Genomic DNA, 20,816 nt, shown 5'->3' with positions numbered 1-20,816 from the left:
TTTTTAGATATCTTCTTTCTTGTTTTGTTGCTTGATTTCATCCGTTAGTTCGTGCAAGCTTTGTCGCACATTTCCTTTTCCAGAAAAGTTTTCAATCAATTCCTTCACATCTATACCTGAGGATGCTTTCAGCGATTCTTGAAGAGAAGACATTAAGTTTGTTGCATAGCCAGTCACTTTATTAGCTCCGCTGTTTTCACCGTTGCTTCCTGTATCCACAACCGTAATTTTGTCGATATTTGCTAAAGGACTTGCAACTTGTTTTGCATATTCAGGAAGCATCTTGATAATCATATCTAAAATAGCCGCTTGACCGAACTGCTCGAATGCTTCAGCTACTTTTTGTTTAGCTTCTGCTTCAGCTAAACCTTTTAAGCGGATAATCTCAGCTTCAGATTCACCTTGGGCACGCTGAGCTTCAGCCTTTGCTAAACCATCAATTCGAACGCGTTCAGCTTCAGCTTTAGCCATTGCTTCAATTCGATATTTGTTGGCGTCTGCTTCAGCAAGCTGTTTTGCTTTTTCAGCTTCTGCGGATTGCTCAACAGAGTAACGATCTGCATCTGCTTTCTTCTTTACTTCAGAATCGTATTGACGTTCACGACGAAGAATTTCTTTTTCTTCTAATTCAATTTGTTTCTGACGTTCAATAATGCGGATTTGCATTTCTTGTTCTGTTACATCTTGTTTTGCGCGAGCTGTTTCTAGATCATATGCTTGGTCAGCACGAGCTTTGGCAATATCTTGTTCGCGACGATATTCAGCGGTTTTTAACTGATTCATCTTTTCAGCTTCCGCGATTTCTGTATTTCGCTCAAGCTCCGCTTTTTGGGCATCTTTATGAGCCTCAGCACGCTTGATTCTTGTTTCTTTTTCAGCTTCAGCTGTTGCAATGTCAGCATCTCGCTTCACTTGAGCAATACGAGGTTTCCCTAGAGATTCTAGATAGCCGTTCTTATCTCGAACGTCTTTAATTGTAAACGATACAATAATTAACCCCATTTTAGCCAGATCTTGTGAAGCTACGCGCTGTACTTCTTGAGAGAATTTTTCACGGTTTTTATAAATTTCTTCTACCGTCATAGAACCAAGAATCGAGCGAAGGTGACCTTCTAAGACTTCTCTAGCTTCGGTTTCACGATCTTCTTTTGCTTTGCCTAAAAACTGCTCAGCGGCCGTTGCAATTTCTGAAATAGAACCTCCAATTTTAATGATTGATACTCCATCAGCCATAACAGGAACACCTTGTTCTGTATATACTTCAGGTGTAGATACTTCCAGTTTGCTTGACAGCAAGCTCAGAGGCTCAGCCTGCTGAAAAACTGGCAGCACAAACGTACCGCCGCCGCGAACAATTTTAATGCGGTTTCCGGATTCATCGATGTGCACGTTTTTATTTCCCAGATAGCTTCCTGTTACAATTAACGCTTCATCTGGACCTGCTGTACGGTATTTTGTAATAAATACGGCAATCAGCGCAATTAATAAAAAAACAACAATTCCAACGACAACTAATATAGGTGTTGAAAACATAAAACTCCCCCTAATACTATTTATAATGAGTGATTGGTCATAACTTCTTCATAAATCACAACGAGTGCGTTGCCTCTTTGTATATCTACAACAAGCACTTTGCTGCCTAAAGGTATAGCAGTGTTTTTAAAGCTGGCTGCGGGTTTGGAGATAGTGCCGCTAACCCCTTCGATAAATACTTCTCCATAACCATCAGCAGGAACGGAAGTAATAATGGTACCAAGTCTTCCTTTTAACGAATCTTCAGTAAAAGCAAGAGACTCTTCAGCCGATGATAAAGGAATCAATACAAAAACGTTGAGCAAAATAACGAGTAGAAGGGCAATAAGAGCGGAAATCGAAATAATCCAATAATTTTGCAATGACGTATAGGTGAACAAATATCCACTGGCACTAAAGAATGTTAAAAAAGAAAAAAGAAGAGTGGGGTTAAAAAAAGGTATCGCTTCAGATATTCCATCTAATAAATCGCTAAATAAAATGTATAAGAAGGTGAGACTTCCGCAGATAATTAATCCATACAAATACACTGTTTGAACAGATAGACCGAACATAGTTCATTCAACACCCCCTTTATGTAAGATGATTGATGCTTTTTCTACTTTGTATTACGAACCGCATCGAAAAAAGTTTCATTTTTTTGATAAAATTCCTTTTTTTGTTTAATTTTATCCGTATCCATTTCACTATATTTTAACTTTTAACTGATATAAGATAAGGACAACGATTCAGTGAATGTGGTTTGAAGTAGTGGACATGCATAGGTCAAAAGTTTGTTCATATAATGAGTGGGGCCATGTGAAATAAAAATAAAGGTTTAAATATGCTTAATAAAAAGGAAAAAGAGTTAGAGATGACGAATAAATTAGACGAAAAGGGGGAGTTCGCTTATATTTTAATAAAGTATAGTAAAGAAAATATTCTACATAAAATAACCACATAAGAATAAAGTAAATCAGCTGTTTATACACCAAAAAATACAGTTCTTTTCTATTGATAGTTTGTAAATGTACTAATTTTTGAGAATAAATTTCTATTTAAGTAGTAGAATCATTGTGATATAATCCATTTTGGGAATAAGTAAGTAATTATTGTTATACACAATTTGAAATACTATCCAATTATATAAAGTTGGATACATTTTTTATGGTTTTGGTTAACATAAACCTGAGGAGGGTCTCCATGCTATATTTGACCTTGTTTATTTGTTTTATTACATCTATTCTGATCACTCCGCTGGTTAAAAAGCTGGCGTTTAAAATAGGTGCAACGGATAAACCAAATCAACGAAAAGTTCATCAAAAAATTATGCCTCGCCTTGGAGGTTTGGCAATATTTTTTAGTTTTCTTATTGGCTACCTCGTTTTACAGCCTGACAGTAAATATGCGCTGCCAATCTTAATTGGAAGCATCATTATCATCATTACCGGTGTATTAGATGATATGATTGAGCTATCCGCTAAAATCAAATTAGGCGGTCAGCTAGTAGCGACATTGATTGTGGTTGTGTACGGTGGAGTCCAAATTGACTTTATCAACTTGCCATTTGACGGAAGATTAGAATTCGGAATGTTAAGTATTCCAATTACGGTATTATGGATTGTAGGAATTACCAATGCTATTAATTTAATTGATGGATTGGATGGATTAGCTGCTGGCGTTTCCTCGATCGTATTGATTACCATTTCGGGTATGGCTATTATGATGGGAAATGTGTTTGTGACAAGCATGGGTTTCATTGTATTAGGAAGTACGCTCGGATTTTTGTTTTATAACTTTCATCCCGCTAAGATTTTCATGGGTGATACTGGTGCACTATTTTTGGGCTATATGATTTCTGTATTGTCTCTGTTAGGATTTAAAAATGTAGCAGTCATTTCCTTCATTGTTCCAGTTATCATTTTAGGGGTGCCAATTTCAGATACATTCTTTGCTATTATTCGCCGAATCGTAAAAAATCAACCGCTATCGGCTCCTGATAAATCTCATTTGCATCATTGTTTGTTGCGCTTAGGATACAGCCATAGACAAACGGTTTTAATTATTTATGGAATGAGTGCGATATTTGGTTTAGCGGCGGTTATCTTCTCAAAGGTACAAACAATGTGGGGTTCTTTTCTTGTACTAGCTATCCTCCTTGTAGCGATTGAAATTATCGTTGAAAAGATAGGGCTAGTTGATAAGACATACAGGCCAATCCTCAATATGGTTCGTGGGCTACGTTTAAAAAATTAATAAAAAATACCTCTTGGATATCCAAGAGGTATTTTTTTATTCTTCTGTTGTATCTGAAGTTGATTTAATGCCTAAGTGCTTGCGGAGTTTTTCACTTACTTTTTCCACTGAATCATTGTCTAGTTTGAAGTAGTAAACGCCGTTAATTTTTTCATCGCTGCCGTCTAAGTTAATGGTTTCGATGTCTACTTTTTTCGAAGCATAATCATAAAACGAAAGCATTTCACCGAACATTAAATTCGTTTTCATATTATCGCCAACAGCTTCGATAAGATTTCCATATTTATTTAGTGATCCAATGGAAGCAGCTTTTTTAATCATGGCTTCAATCAACTGCTGTTGTCTTTTTCCTCGCTCAATATCGTTGTCTTGTTTTCGTGTTCGAGCAACAGCTAACGCTTCTTCGCCATTTAAATGTTGATTTCCTGGTTTTAAGACAATAGCATTATGACGATCTTTTGAGTCCTTTTCACTCATCGCATAAGGTACATCAAAATCGATTCCCCCAAGTGAGTCTACAATGTCTGTGAAAGCTTTAAAATTCACTTTAACATAGTAATCAACAGGGACATTAAACAGCTGTTCTACCGTTTCTACAGTTGCTTTTGGGCCTCCGTAAGCATGCGCATGAGTAATTTTATCTTTTTTGTTCACCTCAGGTATATAAACCCTCGAATCTCGAGGTATGCTTACAAGCTTTACGGTTTTATTGGTTTCGTTAAAGGTCGCCAAAATTAAAGCATCCGTACGGGCTGATTTTCCGAATTTCCTGGTTTCGCTATCATCTACGCCCATAAATAAAATGGATATATCATCTTTTTTGGGATCGATTTTACGATCACGCATAGGAGAATTATCGCGATCTCCGAGTCCTTCATAAGAATCAGAAGCTACTGTTTTAGCTTTAACAAATAAATAAGAGCCATAAGCGGTTGCAGAAAGCCCTAAAATAAGGATAGGTAACAGAAAAAATGTAAAAAGCCTTCGTTTTCTTTTCCGTTTGTTTACTCTTTTTTGAAAACGTCTATATTGAGCCATACGGTTTCTCCTTTTATTCGTATATTCGAACACTTATTGTGACACTTAGTATGTGTTATAAATTGGAATGTATGAATCAAACTCGTCAAAGCTATGCATCTGTACGAGGTTTTTTACTCATTGACAAGTAGCGCAACCATCAGAATAGTTGCGCTATTTATCAATTGTACAATGTTTTTTAATAAGAGTAAATAATTCATTCTACATCTTCTTCTAAATAGGTCGTCTCACCTTCTCGAATATCTGCTTGGCCGTTTGTTAGCTCGGTCATCCATTCAGTAAATGCTTCTGTTTGAGCTTCCTCTACAAATGTTTCAATCTCTACCATATCTGCGTAGTGGATTTCTTTTAATAGATAAACGGAACTGCGAAGCTCATTTTCTAATTTTCCAAGCCATGTATAGTCGACGGTTGTATGCATAACCGCCATGAGAGTTCGTTTGATTGTACCTAGTTCATTTAACGCTTCGGAAACAGATTTCCCATATGCGCGCACCAAGCCACCTGCGCCCAATTTAATGCCTCCGAAATAGCGCGTAACGACGACCACCGTATCTTTTAAGCCTCTTTTTTTGAGCACTTCTAACATTGGTACGCCTGCTGTTCCACTTGGTTCTCCATCATCGTTTGCTTTTTGAAATTGATCTCTTTCTCCAATTAGGTAAGCTGAACAGTTATGAGTAGCATTCCAGTGCTGTTTTTTAATGTCTTGGATAAATTGCTGAGCTTCTTCCTCAGTTGTTACACGTTTCATATGACAAATGAATCTAGATTTTTGAATAGTGATTTCATGTGAACCTTCTTTTTTTACGGTATAATATTGTGATAACAATCAAAAAATCCTCCTTAGCGTTATAAATAGAAGAAAAACGGGTATTTACGTACTGTTTACTTGCTATTAGTATAAAATGTTTATGAAAAGACATCAATTAATCAAATTCAACATCACTTGAACAAGCTATACAGAATATACGTTATAATAAAAGAGTGTGCAGGCTTGTATAGCTAAATAATGAAATGATTTAAACAGGCAGTTAGTCACTGTTGAAGAGTGAGCGTAAATGGTAATCTATTCAAATAACGCGAGTCAAGCGTCGATTGATGTCGAGTTTGAGGGTACTAAAAACAACCGTTACTTTTTGGATATAAAAAGTCAGATAGGGAGAAAATATGGATCTTATCCTCACAATTCAGATAGGTCATACGAATACTATATATAGCATGAACGTATAGACATTTCTCCGAATGTGAGTATAGTTTGGGGTGAGTAAATGTCGAAACATAAATTAACAAGCAAGGCACTTGATGAAATTTTCGAGAAGATTATTGGCACAGTGGGAGATAGTAAAAATGAAGTCTATCGCCTTTCTGAAGATGCCAGACAAGAATATCAGCAAATTAAAGAAGAGTTAGAAGTGTTAAAAGGAAAAGTTCTTGAGACGATAGAGCAAGGCGATAAATTGGAAACTCAGGCAAGGTTGGCCCGAAAGCGTTTGTCTGATGTGAGCCGACATTTTCAAATTTATTCAGAGCCTGAAGTAAAAGACGCTTATGAAAAAGCACACGAATTACAAACCAAGCTGCTGATGAATCAGCAAAGCGAATATCAGCTGCGTAATCGTCGAGATGAACTAGAAAGACGCTTGCTTACATTGGAAGAAACGATTAAACGTGCAGATCATCTAGTAGGTCAAATTTCCGTTGTGTTAAATTATTTAACAAGTGATTTAAAACAAGTAGGGGAAATAGTAGAAGATGCCATTCAAAAAGAGTATTTTGGCTTTCGGATTATTGAAGCTCAGGAAGAGGAACGGAAACGTTTGTCAAGAGAGATTCATGACGGCCCAGCTCAAATGCTTGCAAATGTTATGATGAGATCGGAATTAATTGACCGAATTTACCGGGAACGTAGTGCAAAAGAAGCAATGGAAGAAATTCGAGATTTACGAAAAATGGTTCGTTCTGCCCTATACGAAGTGCGTCGAATTATATATGATTTAAGACCGATGGCACTTGACGACTTAGGTCTAATTCCGACGCTGCGTAAATATCTTGATACAATCGAAGATTATAACGAAGGCAAGCCTCGGATTACGTTTATTTCCATTGGACAAGAGAAGCGAACTGCTTCAAAATTGGAAGTAGCACTGTTTCGTTTAGTGCAAGAAGCTGTAACGAACGCATTAAAACATGCAGACGCGACGGAAATCCAAGTGAAGATAGAGTTCAACAATGAACACGCTATTTTGCTTGTCAAAGATGACGGCTGCGGTTTTAATCAAGAAGAGAAAAAAGAGAATTCGTTCGGCTTAATAGGAATGAAAGAGCGTGTTGATTTGTTAGATGGGACTATTTCTGTTCATTCGAAAATTAACCAAGGCACGCTTGTTATGATTAAAGTACCGATTATAGCCGCTTAAAAAGGCAGAGATATGTATATAAATAGGGGTCAATATAGAGTAAAACATTTGTTGTTCGATTTGGGGAGGAATCAAACATGCAGACAAGAATTATCATAATCGACGATCACCAATTATTCCGTGAAGGAGTAAAAAGAATTTTAGATTTCGAAAAAGATTTTGAAGTAGTTGCAGAAGGTGACGACGGTAGCGAAGTTATTGACCTTGTAGAAGAACATCAACCTGATGTTGTAATCATGGATATTAACATGCCGGCTGTAAATGGTGTAGAGGCTACGAAAAAGCTTGTAGAAGTAAATCCGGACGCTAAAGTTATTATCTTATCTATCCATGATGATGAGACATATGTAACTCATGCCTTACAAACAGGTGCGCGAGGCTATCTGCTAAAAGAAATGGATGCGGATGCGTTAATTGAGGCGGTGAAAGTAGTTGCAGAAGGTGGTTCATATTTACACCCTAAGGTAACGCATAGTTTAGTAAAAGAGTACCGTCGACTAGCAGCTCAAGGACAATCGTCTTCTTATCCGCACGAACCAATTGAGATTCGCCGTCCACTACATTTGTTAACACGTCGTGAGTGCGAAGTGCTACAACTGTTAGCTGATGGTAAAAGTAACCGAGGAATCGGAGAAGCATTATATATTAGTGAAAAAACCGTTAAAAACCATGTGAGTAATATTTTGCAAAAAATGAATGTAAATGATCGTACTCAAGCTGTTGTTGTGGCAATCAAAAACGGTTGGGTAGAAGTAAGATAAGTTCAAAAGTCCGATATACTAATAGGTATATCGGACTTTTTTTTCTTTTTATAACTTTTTTTTGAAATTGTAGGTAAAAAGTCATGTTTGATGAGAGAGGAAAATAACCGATAAGTTAAGGGAAGAAAATATCTTTTAGGAAGGCAAAGGATGATACCTTTGCGCATTTACTCATTCTTCAACTTCGCTTAAGCATAAAGGAAATCTTAAGGATCCTACAACTTTCGACGAAAGCATCCATACCTCAAAACAATGTCCATCAATTTGATGCAAGCTCTTGTAAAGGAAAGTCTTCAATATACTCAGATACATATGAGGTCGTAGAAGAATTTATTCAAACCTCAACTGGTATCCATTAAAAATTTAAGAGTTAGCTTTTAATGAAACAAATAGAAAACTGATTTAAAGAAGACAAGAAGGTGATGAAGCTGAATTTTATAACGGAAGAATTAATCTATCATAAATCTCCGCAAGAGCTAACAGCTATGATGTATGAAAAATTTATTCAAAATATTGATGAAGCTGTTATAGCAATTCAACACAATGATTATTTTATAGCGAATGAAAAAATTAAACAGTGCAACGATATTTTATATCGGTTAGGAATTGGCTTAACATATCAAGCAGGTATCATTGCAGAGCAGTTAGATACCCTATACAACTATATGTCTGAGCGATTAATTATGGCTAATTTTAAAAAAGATACGTTTATTTTATGTGAAGTTCAACAAATGATGAAGAAGCTTTCTAACGCTTGGAATGAAGTGTTAAAAGCGACGCCTAAAGTTACCTCTTCGCTCCAAAAAACAAGCTGTCTTCTTATGAACAGCACATAAGTATCACTCTTAGCTAAAGGATAATCATCATATCCACGCATCAGATGCCTCTCGAAACCTTTCAGCTAATCAAGCTAGCACATCTAAAAGCCTAAATTGAATGGAGTGTATACTAACAGAGAAAGGAGAGATACATAGTGGAGGTACAGCGAATTAACAGTCTTTCTTCTTCTGTGAATCTCATTAGAGAAAAAGAAGTAAGTGGTTCGGTTTCATTTACAGGAGTAATGGCCAAGAAACAAAAAGAACTAACCTATGAACATTTAACTCAAGTGATAAATAAAATTGAAGAACAGGGAAAGCAGTTAGTGAAAAGTCAAACTATTGATTCCTTGCGGAAATACAAGATTCTTGTGAAGCAGTTTATGAATGAAGTCGTTAAAAATGGTTTTGAACTGCATGAAGAAAGAGGATTTAATCATAGAGGAACGACTAAAGTATATAAGTTAGTGAAAGAAGTGGATACGAAACTAGTTGACTTGACAAATGATATCCTTCAAAAAGAAAAAGACAGTTTAAATTTACTCAAGCGGGTGGGAGAAATTCAAGGTTTGTTAATTAATATGTATACGTGAGGGAGCCTTTACTAATAGGTAAACCTCTCGTTACATGCATTTTAATCCTAAATGTTGTAGAATAGAGTGAAATTATTTTATATAACAAAGGATGGATCCCTATCTTATGAAAACAGCAATTATTACAGATAGTACCGCCTATATATCAGAGGAAATTCGATCAAACTATCATATACATATGGTACCGCTAAGCGTTATTTTTGGTGAAGAAACATATCGTGAAGAAATAGATATGACTGCAGATCAATATTTTGGAAAAATTAAAGAAGCAAAAAATCTTCCAACCACTTCTCAGCCTGCTATCGGAGAATTTGTAGAGTTGTTTGAACAGTTAAAACGAGATCAATTCGATGCTGCTATCGTTATTACGTTATCTAGTGGAATTAGCGGAACGTATCAGGGTGCTTTGACGGCAGGTAGCATGGTAGAAGACTTTGATGTGCACGTATTTGATTCAGAAATCAGCTGTATGGTTCAAGGCTTTTATGCGATTGAAGGAGCCGAGATGGTCCGATTAAATAAACATCCTGACGAAATCATTGCGCGTTTTGAAGAGATGAAACTATCAATGCATGCGTATTTTATGGTAGATGATTTATCTCACTTGCAGCGTGGAGGTCGCCTAAATGCTGCTCAGGCTATTATCGGAAGTCTGCTTCAAGTAAAGCCCGTGCTCCATTTTGAATCTAAAAAAATTGTTCCGTTTGAAAAAATTCGTACGCGTAAGCGAGCGTTAAAACGAATTACGGAGCTTCTTGATGAGGATGCAAAAGAAAACGTGCCTATGAAAGCTGTAGTTATTCATTCTAATCGTGAAAATGAAGCAAAAGAAATTCAACGAGACTTAGAACAAGAATATCCTCATATTGAATGGAGCCTTTCTTATTTTGGCGCTGTCATTGGCACGCATTTAGGTGAAGGTGCTATCGGTATAGGCTGGTATAAAAAGTAATCGAAAACCAAATCATTTGATTTGGTTTTTTTGCAGGAAAAAACACCTTTTTTTGCGTATATAGATGTGTACGATAAACATGGAAAGGAATGAAGATATGCTTTTTACTGTTAAACAAGAATTGCTAAATCCCGTTCAAGTACCTAGCCCAGCTGCTTTTCCTCTCTCAAAAATCGATACGTGGAGAACTCCACCTTTAAATCCTTTATACCCCTACTCTTTAGATCTTCAGCGCTCTCTAAGCGGAAAGCAGCTTCTACTAACTCAGACTCCCTATCCTTTATCTCTCATTCATGAACATTATCTAAACGGATATATTTCCTATCAAAAAGCACTTACCCAGAAAGAAAACAGATATAAATGCAACCGGTGTGGAAGTGATAGCCCCTTTTATTTTGCTTCATTTCCATGCAGTAGATGTCACCAGGAGTGCTACTATTGCCGAGCATGTATTGTAATGGGGAAAGTAAGTGAGTGCACACCCTTTATAAACTGGGAAGGACCAGCAAGTAGTGTCCTGCCAAAAAGCAGCGTGATGAATTGGAAAGGAACGCTGTCTAAAGCTCAAGAACGTGCTTCAAATGAACTCATTCAAGCTATAAGAAAGGATGAAGAACTGTTAATTTGGGCTGTTTGCGGAGCAGGAAAAACGGAAATTTTATTTAAAGGTATTGAATCAGCGTTGAACAGTGGAAAGAAAGTCTGTATTGCTACTCCAAGAACAGATGTAGTTATTGAGTTAAAGCCAAGAATTCAATCGGCATTTCCGAATATGTCTGTGCTGGCCATGTATGGAGGCAGCGAAGACCGTTTTCATGAATCCTCTCTTATTATTTCCACCACTCATCAACTTCTGCATTATTATCAAGCATTCGATGTGCTGATTATTGACGAAGTAGATGCATTCCCGTATTCGACAGAGCCTATGCTGCACTATGCTGTTGCAAAAGCAGCTAAACACGCTGCATCAAAGATTTATTTAACAGCGACTCCAAATGAATCATTAAAAAAAGACGTTGAGCAAGGGAAAAAACAAGTAGTTAAAATTCCAGCCCGCTATCACCGAATGCTTATTCCTGTTCCTCGGTTTGAATGGTGTGGCAATTGGAAGAAAAAAATGAAAACAGATATCTTGCCTGCTAATGTTGAGAAATGGCTGAAAAAAAGAATAAATGAAGGGAAACAATGCTTTATCTTCGTCCCGCAAATTAAGTGGATTGCTCCGATCACAGACATGATTCGAAAGCTAACCGAAAAGGTAGACGGCGTCCATGCTGAAGATTCCCAGCGAAAAGAAAAAATAATGAAATTTAGAGAAGGGCAGCTAGTTATTTTAGTAACGACAACAATATTAGAGCGAGGCGTAACGGTTCCCAACATAGATGTTGCAGTATTGGGAGCAGAAGAAACGATTTTTACTGAAAGTGCTCTTGTTCAGATTTCAGGAAGAGTAGGGAGGAGTGCTCAATTTCCAACGGGAGACGTGGTCTTTTTTCATTATGGGCAGTCTCTGTCTATGCGAAAAGCAAAAGAGCATATTGAATATATGAATGCTCTAGCTTATAAGAAAGGGCTGGTTGATCGATGACAATATGTCTGATTTGTTTTGAACCTCTTGTCTCTTCTTTCGATTGGAGGTCATTGTTAAAACCTTCTTCAACGGACAGGATTTGCACTGTTTGCTTGCAAAAATGTCCTATCATCACCAGTAGCATTTGCAGGGGATGCGGCCGTTCTCTTGCAGACCTCGCTTCTTCTCATTATGAGCTAGACACATGTATGGACTGTCAGAAATGGGATGATGCTTCTTTTTTCAACCGTTCTCTTTATACGTACAATGATTTTATGCAAAGCATAATAGAACGTTTTAAATTTCAAGGAGATTATGAAATTATCCAAGCATTCAAGGAGCAGTGGTATAAGTTCTATAAAAAAGAATGTAATCCAAAAGCTATACTAGTTCCTATACCTTTAACGGACGAGAGATTATATGAGAGAGGGTTTAACCAATCTTTAGCGCTAGCTGAACTGATCAGTGACAACATAGAAATGCCTCTTGTTCGCTGTTCAGGAACAAAGCAATCAAAGAAAAATAGGCGAAGTCGGCTGGCAGAAAGGCTGGAATTTAAAGTAGTCGATTCCTCAATGGTTACGAATCAAGAATTTCTCTTGATTGATGACATTTATACAACAGGAGCAACCGTGCGCCAAGCGGCAAATTGTTTGCAGGAAGCTGGGGCACGTTCAGTTCGTTCGCTCACTTTAATTCGTGCATGAAGATGTATAATTTAAGACTTTGACCGATAGTAAAATAAAAAACAAATGAGGAGTTTCGAATATGGGAACGTTAGATAATTGCAGGGAATGCGGTCATTTATTTGTAAAAAGTGGATCAATAAACATATGTAAATCATGTTTTGACAAAGAAGAAGCTCTGTTTCAACGTGTTTCTTCATTCTTGAAGAAAAGAGCAAATCGTACAGCAACGACTTACGAAGTGATGAAAGAAACGGGCGTTTCAGATTTGTTAATTCATCAATTTATTCGACAAGGTCGCTTAGTGCTAACTAATTTTCCAAATATAAGCTATCCATGCATGCAATGCAACGCTCAGATTCGAGAAGGTAAACTTTGTCATTCATGCTCTCAAGAAATTAAACATGGGTTAGAAAAGCATAATCGTGAGATGATTCGTTCAAATGAAGAGCCGACGCGTCCTACCTATCGTTCTAACGAAAGGAAAAAAGAGTAAAAGTGTGCTGAGTGTTTGCAGGTTCTCTATCTATAGACCTAGGTTTAAGGAAGACTGTGAAAATGGTCTCAACTTCCTTGCCGATGCTAAAGGTTTAGGTGGAAATTCCGATATAATGAATAGAGATAACGGATACAAATATAAAAAGAGGTGAGAGAGATGAAGATTAACCCATCGAACTTATTTGGAATAAATCCGTACAAAAAACAATCAGAAAAAACAGAACAGGTCTCTAAAAAGAATCCACAAGATCAGATTCATATTTCATCTGAGGCGAAGAAACTTCAGGGAAATGAACCATCTCCAGAAAGACTTGAAAAATTGGAGAAACTAAAACAGCAAATTAACAGCGGAACATACGAAATTAACGGAAAAGAAATTGCTAAAAGTATTGTAGATTTCTATAAAAAATAAAAGGACTGACATTGATTGAACGTGCAAGAAATTCAAACGATACTAGAAAAACAAGTAACGCTTCACAAAAGTTTGTCTGTCATTGTTAAAGAGAAAACGAATTTTATTATTAAACAAGATGTAAAGGCATTGACGGCTTCTTTGCAAAAAGAGCAATCTCATATAGCTGCTATTTCTGCACTGGAAACAAAGCGTATAGAAGCGATGGAAAAAAGCGGACATGCTGCTCACTCCATTGAAGAAATAGCAGGTTCATTCTCTGAATACTCCATCTTGATACCCTTTCAAAAACAGCTAATAGATATAATTCAAGATATAAAGTATGCAAATGACTTAAACAATCAGCTGCTCACACAGTCTTTGCAGCTGATTCATACCGAACTAGACCTTCTTGTTCCATCGAAACGAGAGGATTCGTTTAATTACACAAAAACAAATAATAGATCGTTTCAGTCCAACTCTATTTTTAATTCGAAGGCATAAAGAACGGAGGAAAGCAGAATGAGTTCAACATTTCATGGTTTGCAGGTGGCTAAACGAGGAATGGATGCCCAACAAGCAGCTCTTTACACGATTGGCCATAACGTATCTAATGCAAATACGCCGGGCTATACGCGTCAGCGAGTAAGTTTAGAAACGTTCCCAGCTTATCCAGCCCCAGGGATGAATCAGGCTGGAACTGCGGGCCAAATAGGAATGGGAATAGAAGCCAGCACGGTAGAGCGAATACGTGATACATTTTTAGATACCCAGTATCGAGATGAAACCATTAAAGTGGGGTATTGGGATGCGCGCGCTGGTGCTCTTGAAAAAATGGAGGAAATTATGAATGAACCTACTGAAGATGGACTTTCAGCTGTTTTTAATCAATTCTTTGAGTCCATTCAAGATGTAGCTTCACACCCTTCAGAAGCAGGAGCCAGGTCTGTTATGATTGAACGAGCTGAAGCAGTAGGCGATACTTTCTCTTATTTATCTACTTCTTTAAAAACGGTTCAAGGTGATTTACAAAACGAGCGTGACGTAGCGGTAACACAAGTGAATTCTTTGTTAGAGCAAATAAGTAATGTGAACCAACAAATACAAAACGTAGAACCGAATGGCTATTTGCCTAATGATTTGTATGATGAAAGAGATCGGCTGCTAGATGAGATTTCTAAATTTATGCCGGTTTCTTTAGAGTATACAAAAAGCAGCGGGAACGCTTCTGCAACGTCAGAAGGGGTGGTAACGGTTCGGCTTCAAACGTCTCAAGGGCCTATTACTCTTTTAGATGGGAAAACTCATCAAGTAAATGCCATCAGTTTGACAACAAACCAAGATTCCTATGTGACGGAAATTCATATAGGGGATGAGATACGGAACCCTGTGTCATTTCCTCAAGGAAAACTTAAAGGGTTAATTGAGGCTTCTGGATATATAGATAATAGTGGTAATAAAACAGGTGTTTACGCTTCAATGATTGATGATTTAGATGAAATGGCATATGAATTTGTAAATTGGTTTAATGATAAGCACCAACAAGGTGTCACGCTAGATGGTGATACTGGTATGTCCTTTTTTAATGAGATTTCTCAGAAAGAAGGAGCTGCAACTGGAATTGTTATTGCTGATAAAATTAAGCAAAACACAAACAATATTGCTGCTGCTTCTTCGGCCTCCTCTGGGGATGATGGAACTGGCCGCAAAGGAGATGGACAAAATGCTCAGCTATTGTCTCAATTTCGTCAAAAGGTGCTTATTAATTCCGGGAATCAAGCTGTTTCCCTAGATGGCTTTTATCAATCTGTTATTGGCCAAATGTCAGTAGATGCTCAACAAGCCAACCGCTTAAAAAGTAATTCAGAAACTCTCCAGGGAGCTGTGGAGCAAAGGCGCCAGTCTACCAGTGCAGTTTCATTAGATGAAGAGATGACCAATATGATTCAGTTTCAGCATGCATATAACGCTAGTGCTCGTATGGTGACTATGATTGATGAAATGCTTGATAAAATTGTAAACGGTCTTGGAACTGGAGGAAGGTAAAGATGCGCGTCACACAAGGAATGTTAGCGGCTAATTCGTTAAAACAGATTAGCAATAGCTATAATAAGCTGGAAACACTTCAAAACCAATTATCAACGGGAAAGAAAATTACTCGTCCTTCAGATGACCCGGTAGTAGCTACTAAAGGAATGGCTTATCGTTCTAATCTTTCTGAAGTAAATCAATATAAACGTAACTTAACAGAAGCTCAGTCTTGGTTTGATAGTTCAGAATCCGGACTTGAACAAGTCAATTCTATTCTTCAGCGCACTAAAGAGCTGGTCGTGCAAGGGTTAAACGGTACGAATGAAAGTGATGACCGCCAAGCGATTGCACGTGAAATTGAACAGTTAAAGCTGGATTATATGCAAGTAGGCAATACGCAGGTGGCCGGAAACTATATCTTTAACGGTGTAAATGTAGGAGCACCGCCTATAAGTGAGACTGCAAGCGGTATGATAGAATCGAATATTAACCTGGATTCTTTTTCAGTTGAAGTCTCAAAAGGTATCCAGCTGAGAGTCAATATTCATCCTGAAAACATTTTTGGACAAGGTGCATTCGACTTAATGAACAATGTTCAAACAGCTTTTGAACAAAACGATGTAAACTCACTAAAAGATCTCTCTACACAGGTAGACACGCAGCTGTCTACGCTATTAGCGGAGCGATCTGAATTGGGAGCAAGAAGCAATCGGCTTGAGCTGATCGAAAACCGCCTTGATTCACAGGAAATTACGGCTACTAAGATGCTTTCAAATAATGAAGATGCAGATATTGAAAAAGTCATTACGGATTTAACCGTACAAGAAAGCGTTCATCGTGCTGCTTTGGGAGTAGGGGCTCAAATTATTCAGCCTACGCTGCTAGATTTCTTGCGTTAAAAAGTTCCTTCTAAACAGAAGGAGCTTTTTTACAATGAAAAAAGATAACAAGAAAAAATCAATTAGCAAAGGTGTGATGAGATGAAAATTTCAACAAGCTATCATGGAGATATAGAAATAGATAATCAGCAAACACTGACATTCAATCAAGGGATTCCAGGTTTTTTGGAAGAAACTGAATTTGTTATTTTACCACTTCCGGAAGCCGAAGCTTTCCAAGTTCTGCAGTCTATTCAAACCAAAGAATTAGCTTTTATTATCACGGATCCATTTCAGTTTTTTTTAGATTATGATTTTCAACTAGAACCTCAGGAAATCGAAAAGCTTCAATTACAACAAGCGGAAGATGCAGCTGTTTACGTATTGCTTACGATGTCAGATTCTGTGGAAAAGATAACAGCTAATTTGCAGGCTCCTGTTATTATTAATACAAAGCAACAGCTTGCTAAGCAAGTGATTTTAATGAATACAGCCTACGAAACGAAGCACAGGTTATTTGAGTAAGAGGAATAGATAAGGAGTGAGTCCATGCTTGTTTTAACACGAAAGTTAAATGAAACAATCAAAATAGGTGATGAAATTGAAGTGACCGTCCTTGCAGTTAATGGTGATCAAGTAAAGTTAGGAATTCAAGCTCCAAAGTCTGTAGATATTCATAGACAAGAGATTTATGAAGAAATACGTAACGAAAATAAAAGTGCTTCTCAAATTACATTACATGCTATTGATATGCTGAAACAATTACCGAAAAAGAAATAAAACGATCAGTTTAAAAATCATCAAAAATATACGGTATAAATAATATCTAAATCGGGAAAGATAAACATATAGTATTCCCCACTATGTCTTAAGCCTTTCTCTTCAAGAGAAAGGCTTCTTTTTTATCAAAAAAATTGAACTGAATTTCTGTTTTTTTCCTGTTTATCGTGTATTATTAAATTTATTAAGTATAATTCAAATGAATTTAACAAAAGAGGAGAAGAGTAAATGAGTGATGTTCAAGAGTATCATGATTTATTAAAAGAAGCAGAAGATGTGGTTGTCAGTGCTTTAGCTGATACGATGGATTTATATGGGGTCACACCTTCAGTAGGAAGGCTGTATGGCATGCTTTATTTTATGGATGAGCCTGTTACATTAGATCAAATGAGTGAAGAATTGGGTATGAGTAAACCAACGATGAGTACATCCATTCGTTCACTGCAAAATATTGATATGGTCCACAAAGTGTGGAAAAAAGGTGTTCGAAAAGACTTATATGAAGCAGAAAAAGATTTTTCTAAGTCCTTTTTTTCATTTTTCTGTAAGAAGTGGCAAAGAGAAATTTCAGTTAATTTAGAGGCAATCGAAGAAGCGGAAAACAAGCTGCAGATTCTCTTAAATGATGAAGATGTTCCTGAGGAGATCGCAGTAAAAGCAAAGCGTAATTTAGCGCAGATTATAGAGTCCAAACATTATTATCATTTCTTGAAAAAAGTAGTGAAAGTTTTTGACGACCGAAGAATCATCGATATTTTAAATGAAGAATTAGCGAAAAAGTAAATAAAAAAGGCTGTTGAAAAATCAACAGCCTTTTTATCATTTTTATACGGTTAATGGTGTAGCTTCAAAACAGCGGTTATAAATCCATTCGTAACTTTTTACAGTTAAATCACGAGGGTTACCAACTGTTTGTGGATCATTAAATGCTTCTTGAGCTAAGCGAGAAACCGCTTCTTTTGGAACACCTTGTTCTTCTAAAGAAGGGATTTGTACATCTTTAACTAGTTGATATACTTCACGAACAGCTGCTTGAGCTGATTCTTCAAGAGTTAATTCGTGTGTATTAACTCCTAAAGCTTGAGCTATGCGTGCAAATTTTTCAGGCTCACCCATCCAGTTATATTCCATTACAGGACCTAGCATTGCTGCTACGCAAGGGCCATGGGCAATTGGATAAATGCCTCCTAATGTTTGAGCCATCGCGTGAGCTGCTCCTGCAGATTCACTTCCATATGAAAGGCCGGCAAGCATAGCTGCATGCGCCATTCCATAACGTGCTTCGATATCCTGTCCATTTGCCACTGCGCGTCGCAAGTATTTGCCGACGTATTCGATAGCCAATAAAGCAACTGAGTCTGTCATCGGCTGTGCAAAATGACATGTATAACATTCAATTGCGTGAGCTAATGCGTCAATTCCTGTACCGGCCGTAATATGTGAAGGCATAGATACGTGCAGTTCTGGATCAATAATTGTTAAGTGGGCAGCAATTAAAGGTCCACCTGTATTAAACTTAAACTCACGAACAGGATCCGTAATGACAGCCCATTGTGTGACTTCACTTCCTGTACCCGCAGTTGTAGGAATGGTTGTTAAAGGAGGGATACGTTTTGTTAAAGGTTTTTTTCCTTCAGCTGCTTCATAATCTAAGACGGGAGCATTATGAGCTACTTCTACACCAATAGCTTTTGCCGTATCCATTGAGCTTCCGCCTCCAACAGCTACTAGTCCGTTGCATCCATTTTCTTTGTACATTTTTGTGCCGTCTGCTACCACGTGAATAGAAGGGTTGGCTTCTACTTGGTCAAATAGAATAACGTCTACGTCCGCTTCTTTTAAACTAGCGATTACAGGATCTGCTAAACCTACTTTTTTTACACCAGGATCTGTTACTAGTAAAACCTTAGATACACCTAGGTTCTTTACTTCCTCTCCAGTATGCTTAACAGCACCAATTCCATGTTTTACAACCGTTGGCATCTCAAAACTTTTTAAACGTTCCATTCTTTCAAATCGCATAAACATCTTTACATTCCCCCTTGAATTTTATTGAAACCAGCGCATTGGCTGTGGATTTGTATTCGTATAAATATGTTTAATTTCCGTATATTCTTCTAGCCCAATGTGGCTAAGCTCTCTTCCGATCCCAGATTGCTTATATCCTCCCCAAGGAGCCTGCGGGAAGTAGGGATGATAATCGTTAATCCAAGTTGTTCCCATACGGAGTGCTTTCACTACACGTTCAGCTCGATTCATATCACTTGTCCAAACGGCTCCAGCTAATCCATAGATTGTATCGTTAGCAAGTGCCACCGCTTCTTCTTCGGTACTGAAGCGCTCAATGGTCATAATTGGACCAAATGACTCTTCTTGGACAACTTTCATATCTCCATGACAGTCTGTAAAAATAGTTGGTTCAATGAATAAACCTTTTTGTAAAGACTCTTGAGTTGGACGTTTGCCTCCTAAAACAAGGGAAGCACCTTCTTGTTTGCCAAGCTCAATGTAATGTTCCACTTTAGCTAGGTGTTCTTTTGAGATGACGGGTCCCATTTGAGTGGCTTCATCCATGCCGTCTCCTAGCTTAATTTTTTTGGCTTGTTCAATAACTGCTGAAACAAATTTATCGTGAATATCATCTTGAACGAGTAATCTCGCACCAGCTGAACAAACTTGACCGGCATGAAAGAAGACCGCATTTAATGCATAGTCAACCGCAGTGTCAAAGTCAGCGTCAGCAAAGACGATATTCGGATTTTTTCCACCGAGTTCAAGAGCGATTTTTTTAAAGTTGCCTGCGGCAGCCTGCATGACTTTACGTCCAGATACACCGCCACCTGTAAAGGAAACTAAATCTACTAAGTGACTTTCTGCCATTTCTTGTCCAACGGTCGCACCCGGGCCGAGTACAATGTTAATGACGCCTGCTGGAAAGCCAACTCTTTCAAAAATTTTCATCATATGAATAGTTGTTAAAGGGGTGATTTCGCTTGGTTTAATAACAATTGTATTCCCAGCAGCAAGTGCCGGAGCCAATTTCCAAGAGGCTTGCAATAAAGGGTAATTCCAAGGAGTAATTTGGCTGCATACACCTACAGGTTCGCGGACAACGCGGCTAACAGAATCGGGATTAGGTGACTCAATCATCTGTCCACCATCTTTATCTGCTAATCCAGCATAGTATTGAAAGACATCAGCAATCCCATCCATGTCTGCCAGGCTTTCAACGAGGGTTTTTCCAGTATTCAAGGTTTCAAGTTTAGCGAGTTCTTCACGATCATTACGAATTTCTTCCGCTACTTTAAATAGTAAAGAACCTCTTTGGGCCGCTGTGAATTTAGACCATTCACCTGCATCAAAAGCTTTTCTAGCTGCTTCAATAGCTTCTACAGTATCAGCACGATTTCCTTCTGTAACGACAGCGATAACCTCTTGATTAAAAGGATTTATAATCTCTCTTTTCTCGCCGTTGCGTGCTTCAACCCATTCGCCGTTTATGTGCATTTTTTCAAGCGTAAGTGTTTGTTCCAATAGCACCGACCTCCAAATAATAGAATTTGTTAAATTTATATTTAACGTTCTTAACAATTTGAATTATAGCACCGGTTATTTAATTTAGTCAAATCATA

Annotated in this window: 22 protein-coding genes; 16 read left to right on the top strand and 6 right to left on the bottom strand. The window is 37.6% G+C overall.

From position 1 onward, the window contains the following. Nucleotides 1-3: 3 nt before the first annotated feature. Both Q5794_RS26285 and Q5794_RS26280 read right to left on the bottom strand, forming a co-directional pair. Entirely contained in the window at nt 4-1,533 is a 1,530-nt protein-coding gene (locus Q5794_RS26285) for a flotillin family protein (protein WP_013059778.1), read from the bottom strand. A gap of 20 nt (nt 1,534-1,553) precedes the next feature. Continuing rightward, the gene (locus Q5794_RS26280; protein ID WP_215054838.1) at nt 1,554-2,087 is read right to left on the bottom strand and encodes a hypothetical protein; all 534 of its coding nucleotides are present in this window, start codon (nt 2,085-2,087) and stop codon (nt 1,554-1,556) included. A 628-nt stretch (nt 2,088-2,715) separates the two neighbouring features. On the opposite strand from Q5794_RS26280, the gene Q5794_RS26275 reads away from it, so the two are divergent. Continuing rightward, nucleotides 2,716-3,768, top strand: coding sequence for a glycosyltransferase family 4 protein (locus Q5794_RS26275; protein ID WP_057244808.1), 1,053 nt, complete (start codon nt 2,716-2,718; stop codon nt 3,766-3,768). A 36-nt stretch (nt 3,769-3,804) separates the two neighbouring features. Here Q5794_RS26275 and Q5794_RS26270 read toward each other — a convergent pair whose 3' ends face one another. Further along, nucleotides 3,805-4,806, bottom strand: a complete 1,002-nt coding sequence (locus Q5794_RS26270; RefSeq protein ID WP_215054837.1) for an LCP family protein — start codon at nt 4,804-4,806, stop codon at nt 3,805-3,807. A 196-nt stretch (nt 4,807-5,002) separates the two neighbouring features. Further along, complete coding sequence (locus tag Q5794_RS26265; protein WP_215054836.1) at nt 5,003-5,638, bottom strand: YigZ family protein; 636 nt, start codon at nt 5,636-5,638, stop codon at nt 5,003-5,005. Nucleotides 5,639-6,077: 439 nt separating this feature from the next. Between Q5794_RS26265 and Q5794_RS26260 the strand changes: the two genes are divergently transcribed. The 15 genes from Q5794_RS26260 to cudC all read left to right on the top strand — a co-directional run bounded on the left by Q5794_RS26260 (nt 6,078) and on the right by cudC (nt 17,967). Then, complete coding sequence (locus Q5794_RS26260) at nt 6,078-7,226, top strand: sensor histidine kinase (protein WP_013059773.1); 1,149 nt, start codon at nt 6,078-6,080, stop codon at nt 7,224-7,226. A gap of 77 nt (nt 7,227-7,303) precedes the next feature. Beyond that, nucleotides 7,304-7,987 (top strand): response regulator transcription factor, encoded by a 684-nt coding sequence (locus Q5794_RS26255; RefSeq protein WP_013059772.1) that lies wholly within the window; start codon nt 7,304-7,306, stop codon nt 7,985-7,987. A 422-nt stretch (nt 7,988-8,409) separates the two neighbouring features. Next, nucleotides 8,410-8,823, top strand: a complete 414-nt coding sequence (gene fliS, locus Q5794_RS26250; RefSeq protein ID WP_251034401.1) for a flagellar export chaperone FliS — start codon at nt 8,410-8,412, stop codon at nt 8,821-8,823. A gap of 137 nt (nt 8,824-8,960) precedes the next feature. Beyond that, nucleotides 8,961-9,398: a YaaR family protein gene (locus Q5794_RS26245; protein WP_215054835.1), complete on the top strand. Its 438-nt coding sequence runs from the start codon at nt 8,961-8,963 to the stop codon at nt 9,396-9,398. A gap of 106 nt (nt 9,399-9,504) precedes the next feature. Beyond that, nucleotides 9,505-10,350, top strand: a complete 846-nt coding sequence (locus Q5794_RS26240; RefSeq protein WP_215054834.1) for a DegV family protein — start codon at nt 9,505-9,507, stop codon at nt 10,348-10,350. Nucleotides 10,351-10,429: 79 nt separating this feature from the next. Beyond that, nucleotides 10,430-11,938 carry a DEAD/DEAH box helicase gene (locus tag Q5794_RS26235; protein ID WP_374988560.1) on the top strand — a complete coding sequence of 503 codons (1,509 nt, stop codon included), beginning with the start codon at nt 10,430-10,432 and terminating at the stop codon, nt 11,936-11,938. A gap of 95 nt (nt 11,939-12,033) precedes the next feature. Next, nucleotides 12,034-12,627, top strand: coding sequence for a ComF family protein (locus Q5794_RS26230; RefSeq protein ID WP_328244265.1), 594 nt, complete (start codon nt 12,034-12,036; stop codon nt 12,625-12,627). A gap of 61 nt (nt 12,628-12,688) precedes the next feature. Further along, a complete protein-coding gene (locus tag Q5794_RS26225) occupies nt 12,689-13,102 on the top strand; it encodes a TIGR03826 family flagellar region protein (RefSeq protein WP_215054832.1) in 414 nt (137 codons plus the stop codon). Nucleotides 13,103-13,261: 159 nt separating this feature from the next. Further along, nucleotides 13,262-13,516 (top strand): flagellar biosynthesis anti-sigma factor FlgM, encoded by a 255-nt coding sequence (gene flgM / locus Q5794_RS26220; protein WP_014457790.1) that lies wholly within the window; start codon nt 13,262-13,264, stop codon nt 13,514-13,516. Nucleotides 13,517-13,537: 21 nt separating this feature from the next. Further along, the gene (locus Q5794_RS26215; RefSeq protein WP_229754667.1) at nt 13,538-13,999 is read left to right on the top strand and encodes a flagellar protein FlgN; all 462 of its coding nucleotides are present in this window, start codon (nt 13,538-13,540) and stop codon (nt 13,997-13,999) included. Between the two features lie 18 nt (nt 14,000-14,017). Further along, nucleotides 14,018-15,541: a flagellar hook-associated protein FlgK gene (flgK, locus tag Q5794_RS26210; protein WP_374988559.1), complete on the top strand. Its 1,524-nt coding sequence runs from the start codon at nt 14,018-14,020 to the stop codon at nt 15,539-15,541. 2 nt (nt 15,542-15,543) lie between these two features. Then, on the top strand, nt 15,544-16,425 hold the full coding sequence (gene flgL, locus Q5794_RS26205) for a flagellar hook-associated protein FlgL (RefSeq protein WP_215054830.1): 882 nt from the start codon (nt 15,544-15,546) through the stop codon (nt 16,423-16,425). A gap of 81 nt (nt 16,426-16,506) precedes the next feature. Continuing rightward, the gene (fliW, locus tag Q5794_RS26200) at nt 16,507-16,929 is read left to right on the top strand and encodes a flagellar assembly protein FliW (protein ID WP_045293745.1); all 423 of its coding nucleotides are present in this window, start codon (nt 16,507-16,509) and stop codon (nt 16,927-16,929) included. 24 nt (nt 16,930-16,953) lie between these two features. Beyond that, nucleotides 16,954-17,184 (top strand): carbon storage regulator CsrA, encoded by a 231-nt coding sequence (gene csrA / locus Q5794_RS26195; RefSeq protein WP_013085431.1) that lies wholly within the window; start codon nt 16,954-16,956, stop codon nt 17,182-17,184. 228 nt (nt 17,185-17,412) lie between these two features. Continuing rightward, the gene (gene cudC / locus Q5794_RS26190) at nt 17,413-17,967 is read left to right on the top strand and encodes a choline uptake/conversion transcriptional regulator CudC (RefSeq protein WP_192997100.1); all 555 of its coding nucleotides are present in this window, start codon (nt 17,413-17,415) and stop codon (nt 17,965-17,967) included. Between the two features lie 42 nt (nt 17,968-18,009). On the opposite strand, the gene Q5794_RS26185 is transcribed toward cudC, so the two are convergent. Continuing rightward, nucleotides 18,010-19,212, bottom strand: a complete 1,203-nt coding sequence (locus Q5794_RS26185) for an iron-containing alcohol dehydrogenase (RefSeq protein WP_215054829.1) — start codon at nt 19,210-19,212, stop codon at nt 18,010-18,012. A 21-nt stretch (nt 19,213-19,233) separates the two neighbouring features. Continuing rightward, complete coding sequence (betB, locus tag Q5794_RS26180) at nt 19,234-20,691, bottom strand: betaine-aldehyde dehydrogenase (RefSeq protein ID WP_215054924.1); 1,458 nt, start codon at nt 20,689-20,691, stop codon at nt 19,234-19,236. Nucleotides 20,692-20,816: the final 125 nt, after the last annotated feature.

Origin of the sequence: Priestia megaterium, from assembly GCF_041941685.1 — a bacterium.
In the GTDB taxonomy this organism is placed as follows: Bacteria; Bacillota; Bacilli; order Bacillales; family Bacillaceae_H; genus Priestia; species Priestia megaterium_C.
This window is presented reverse-complemented; position numbering and strand designations above follow the sequence as displayed.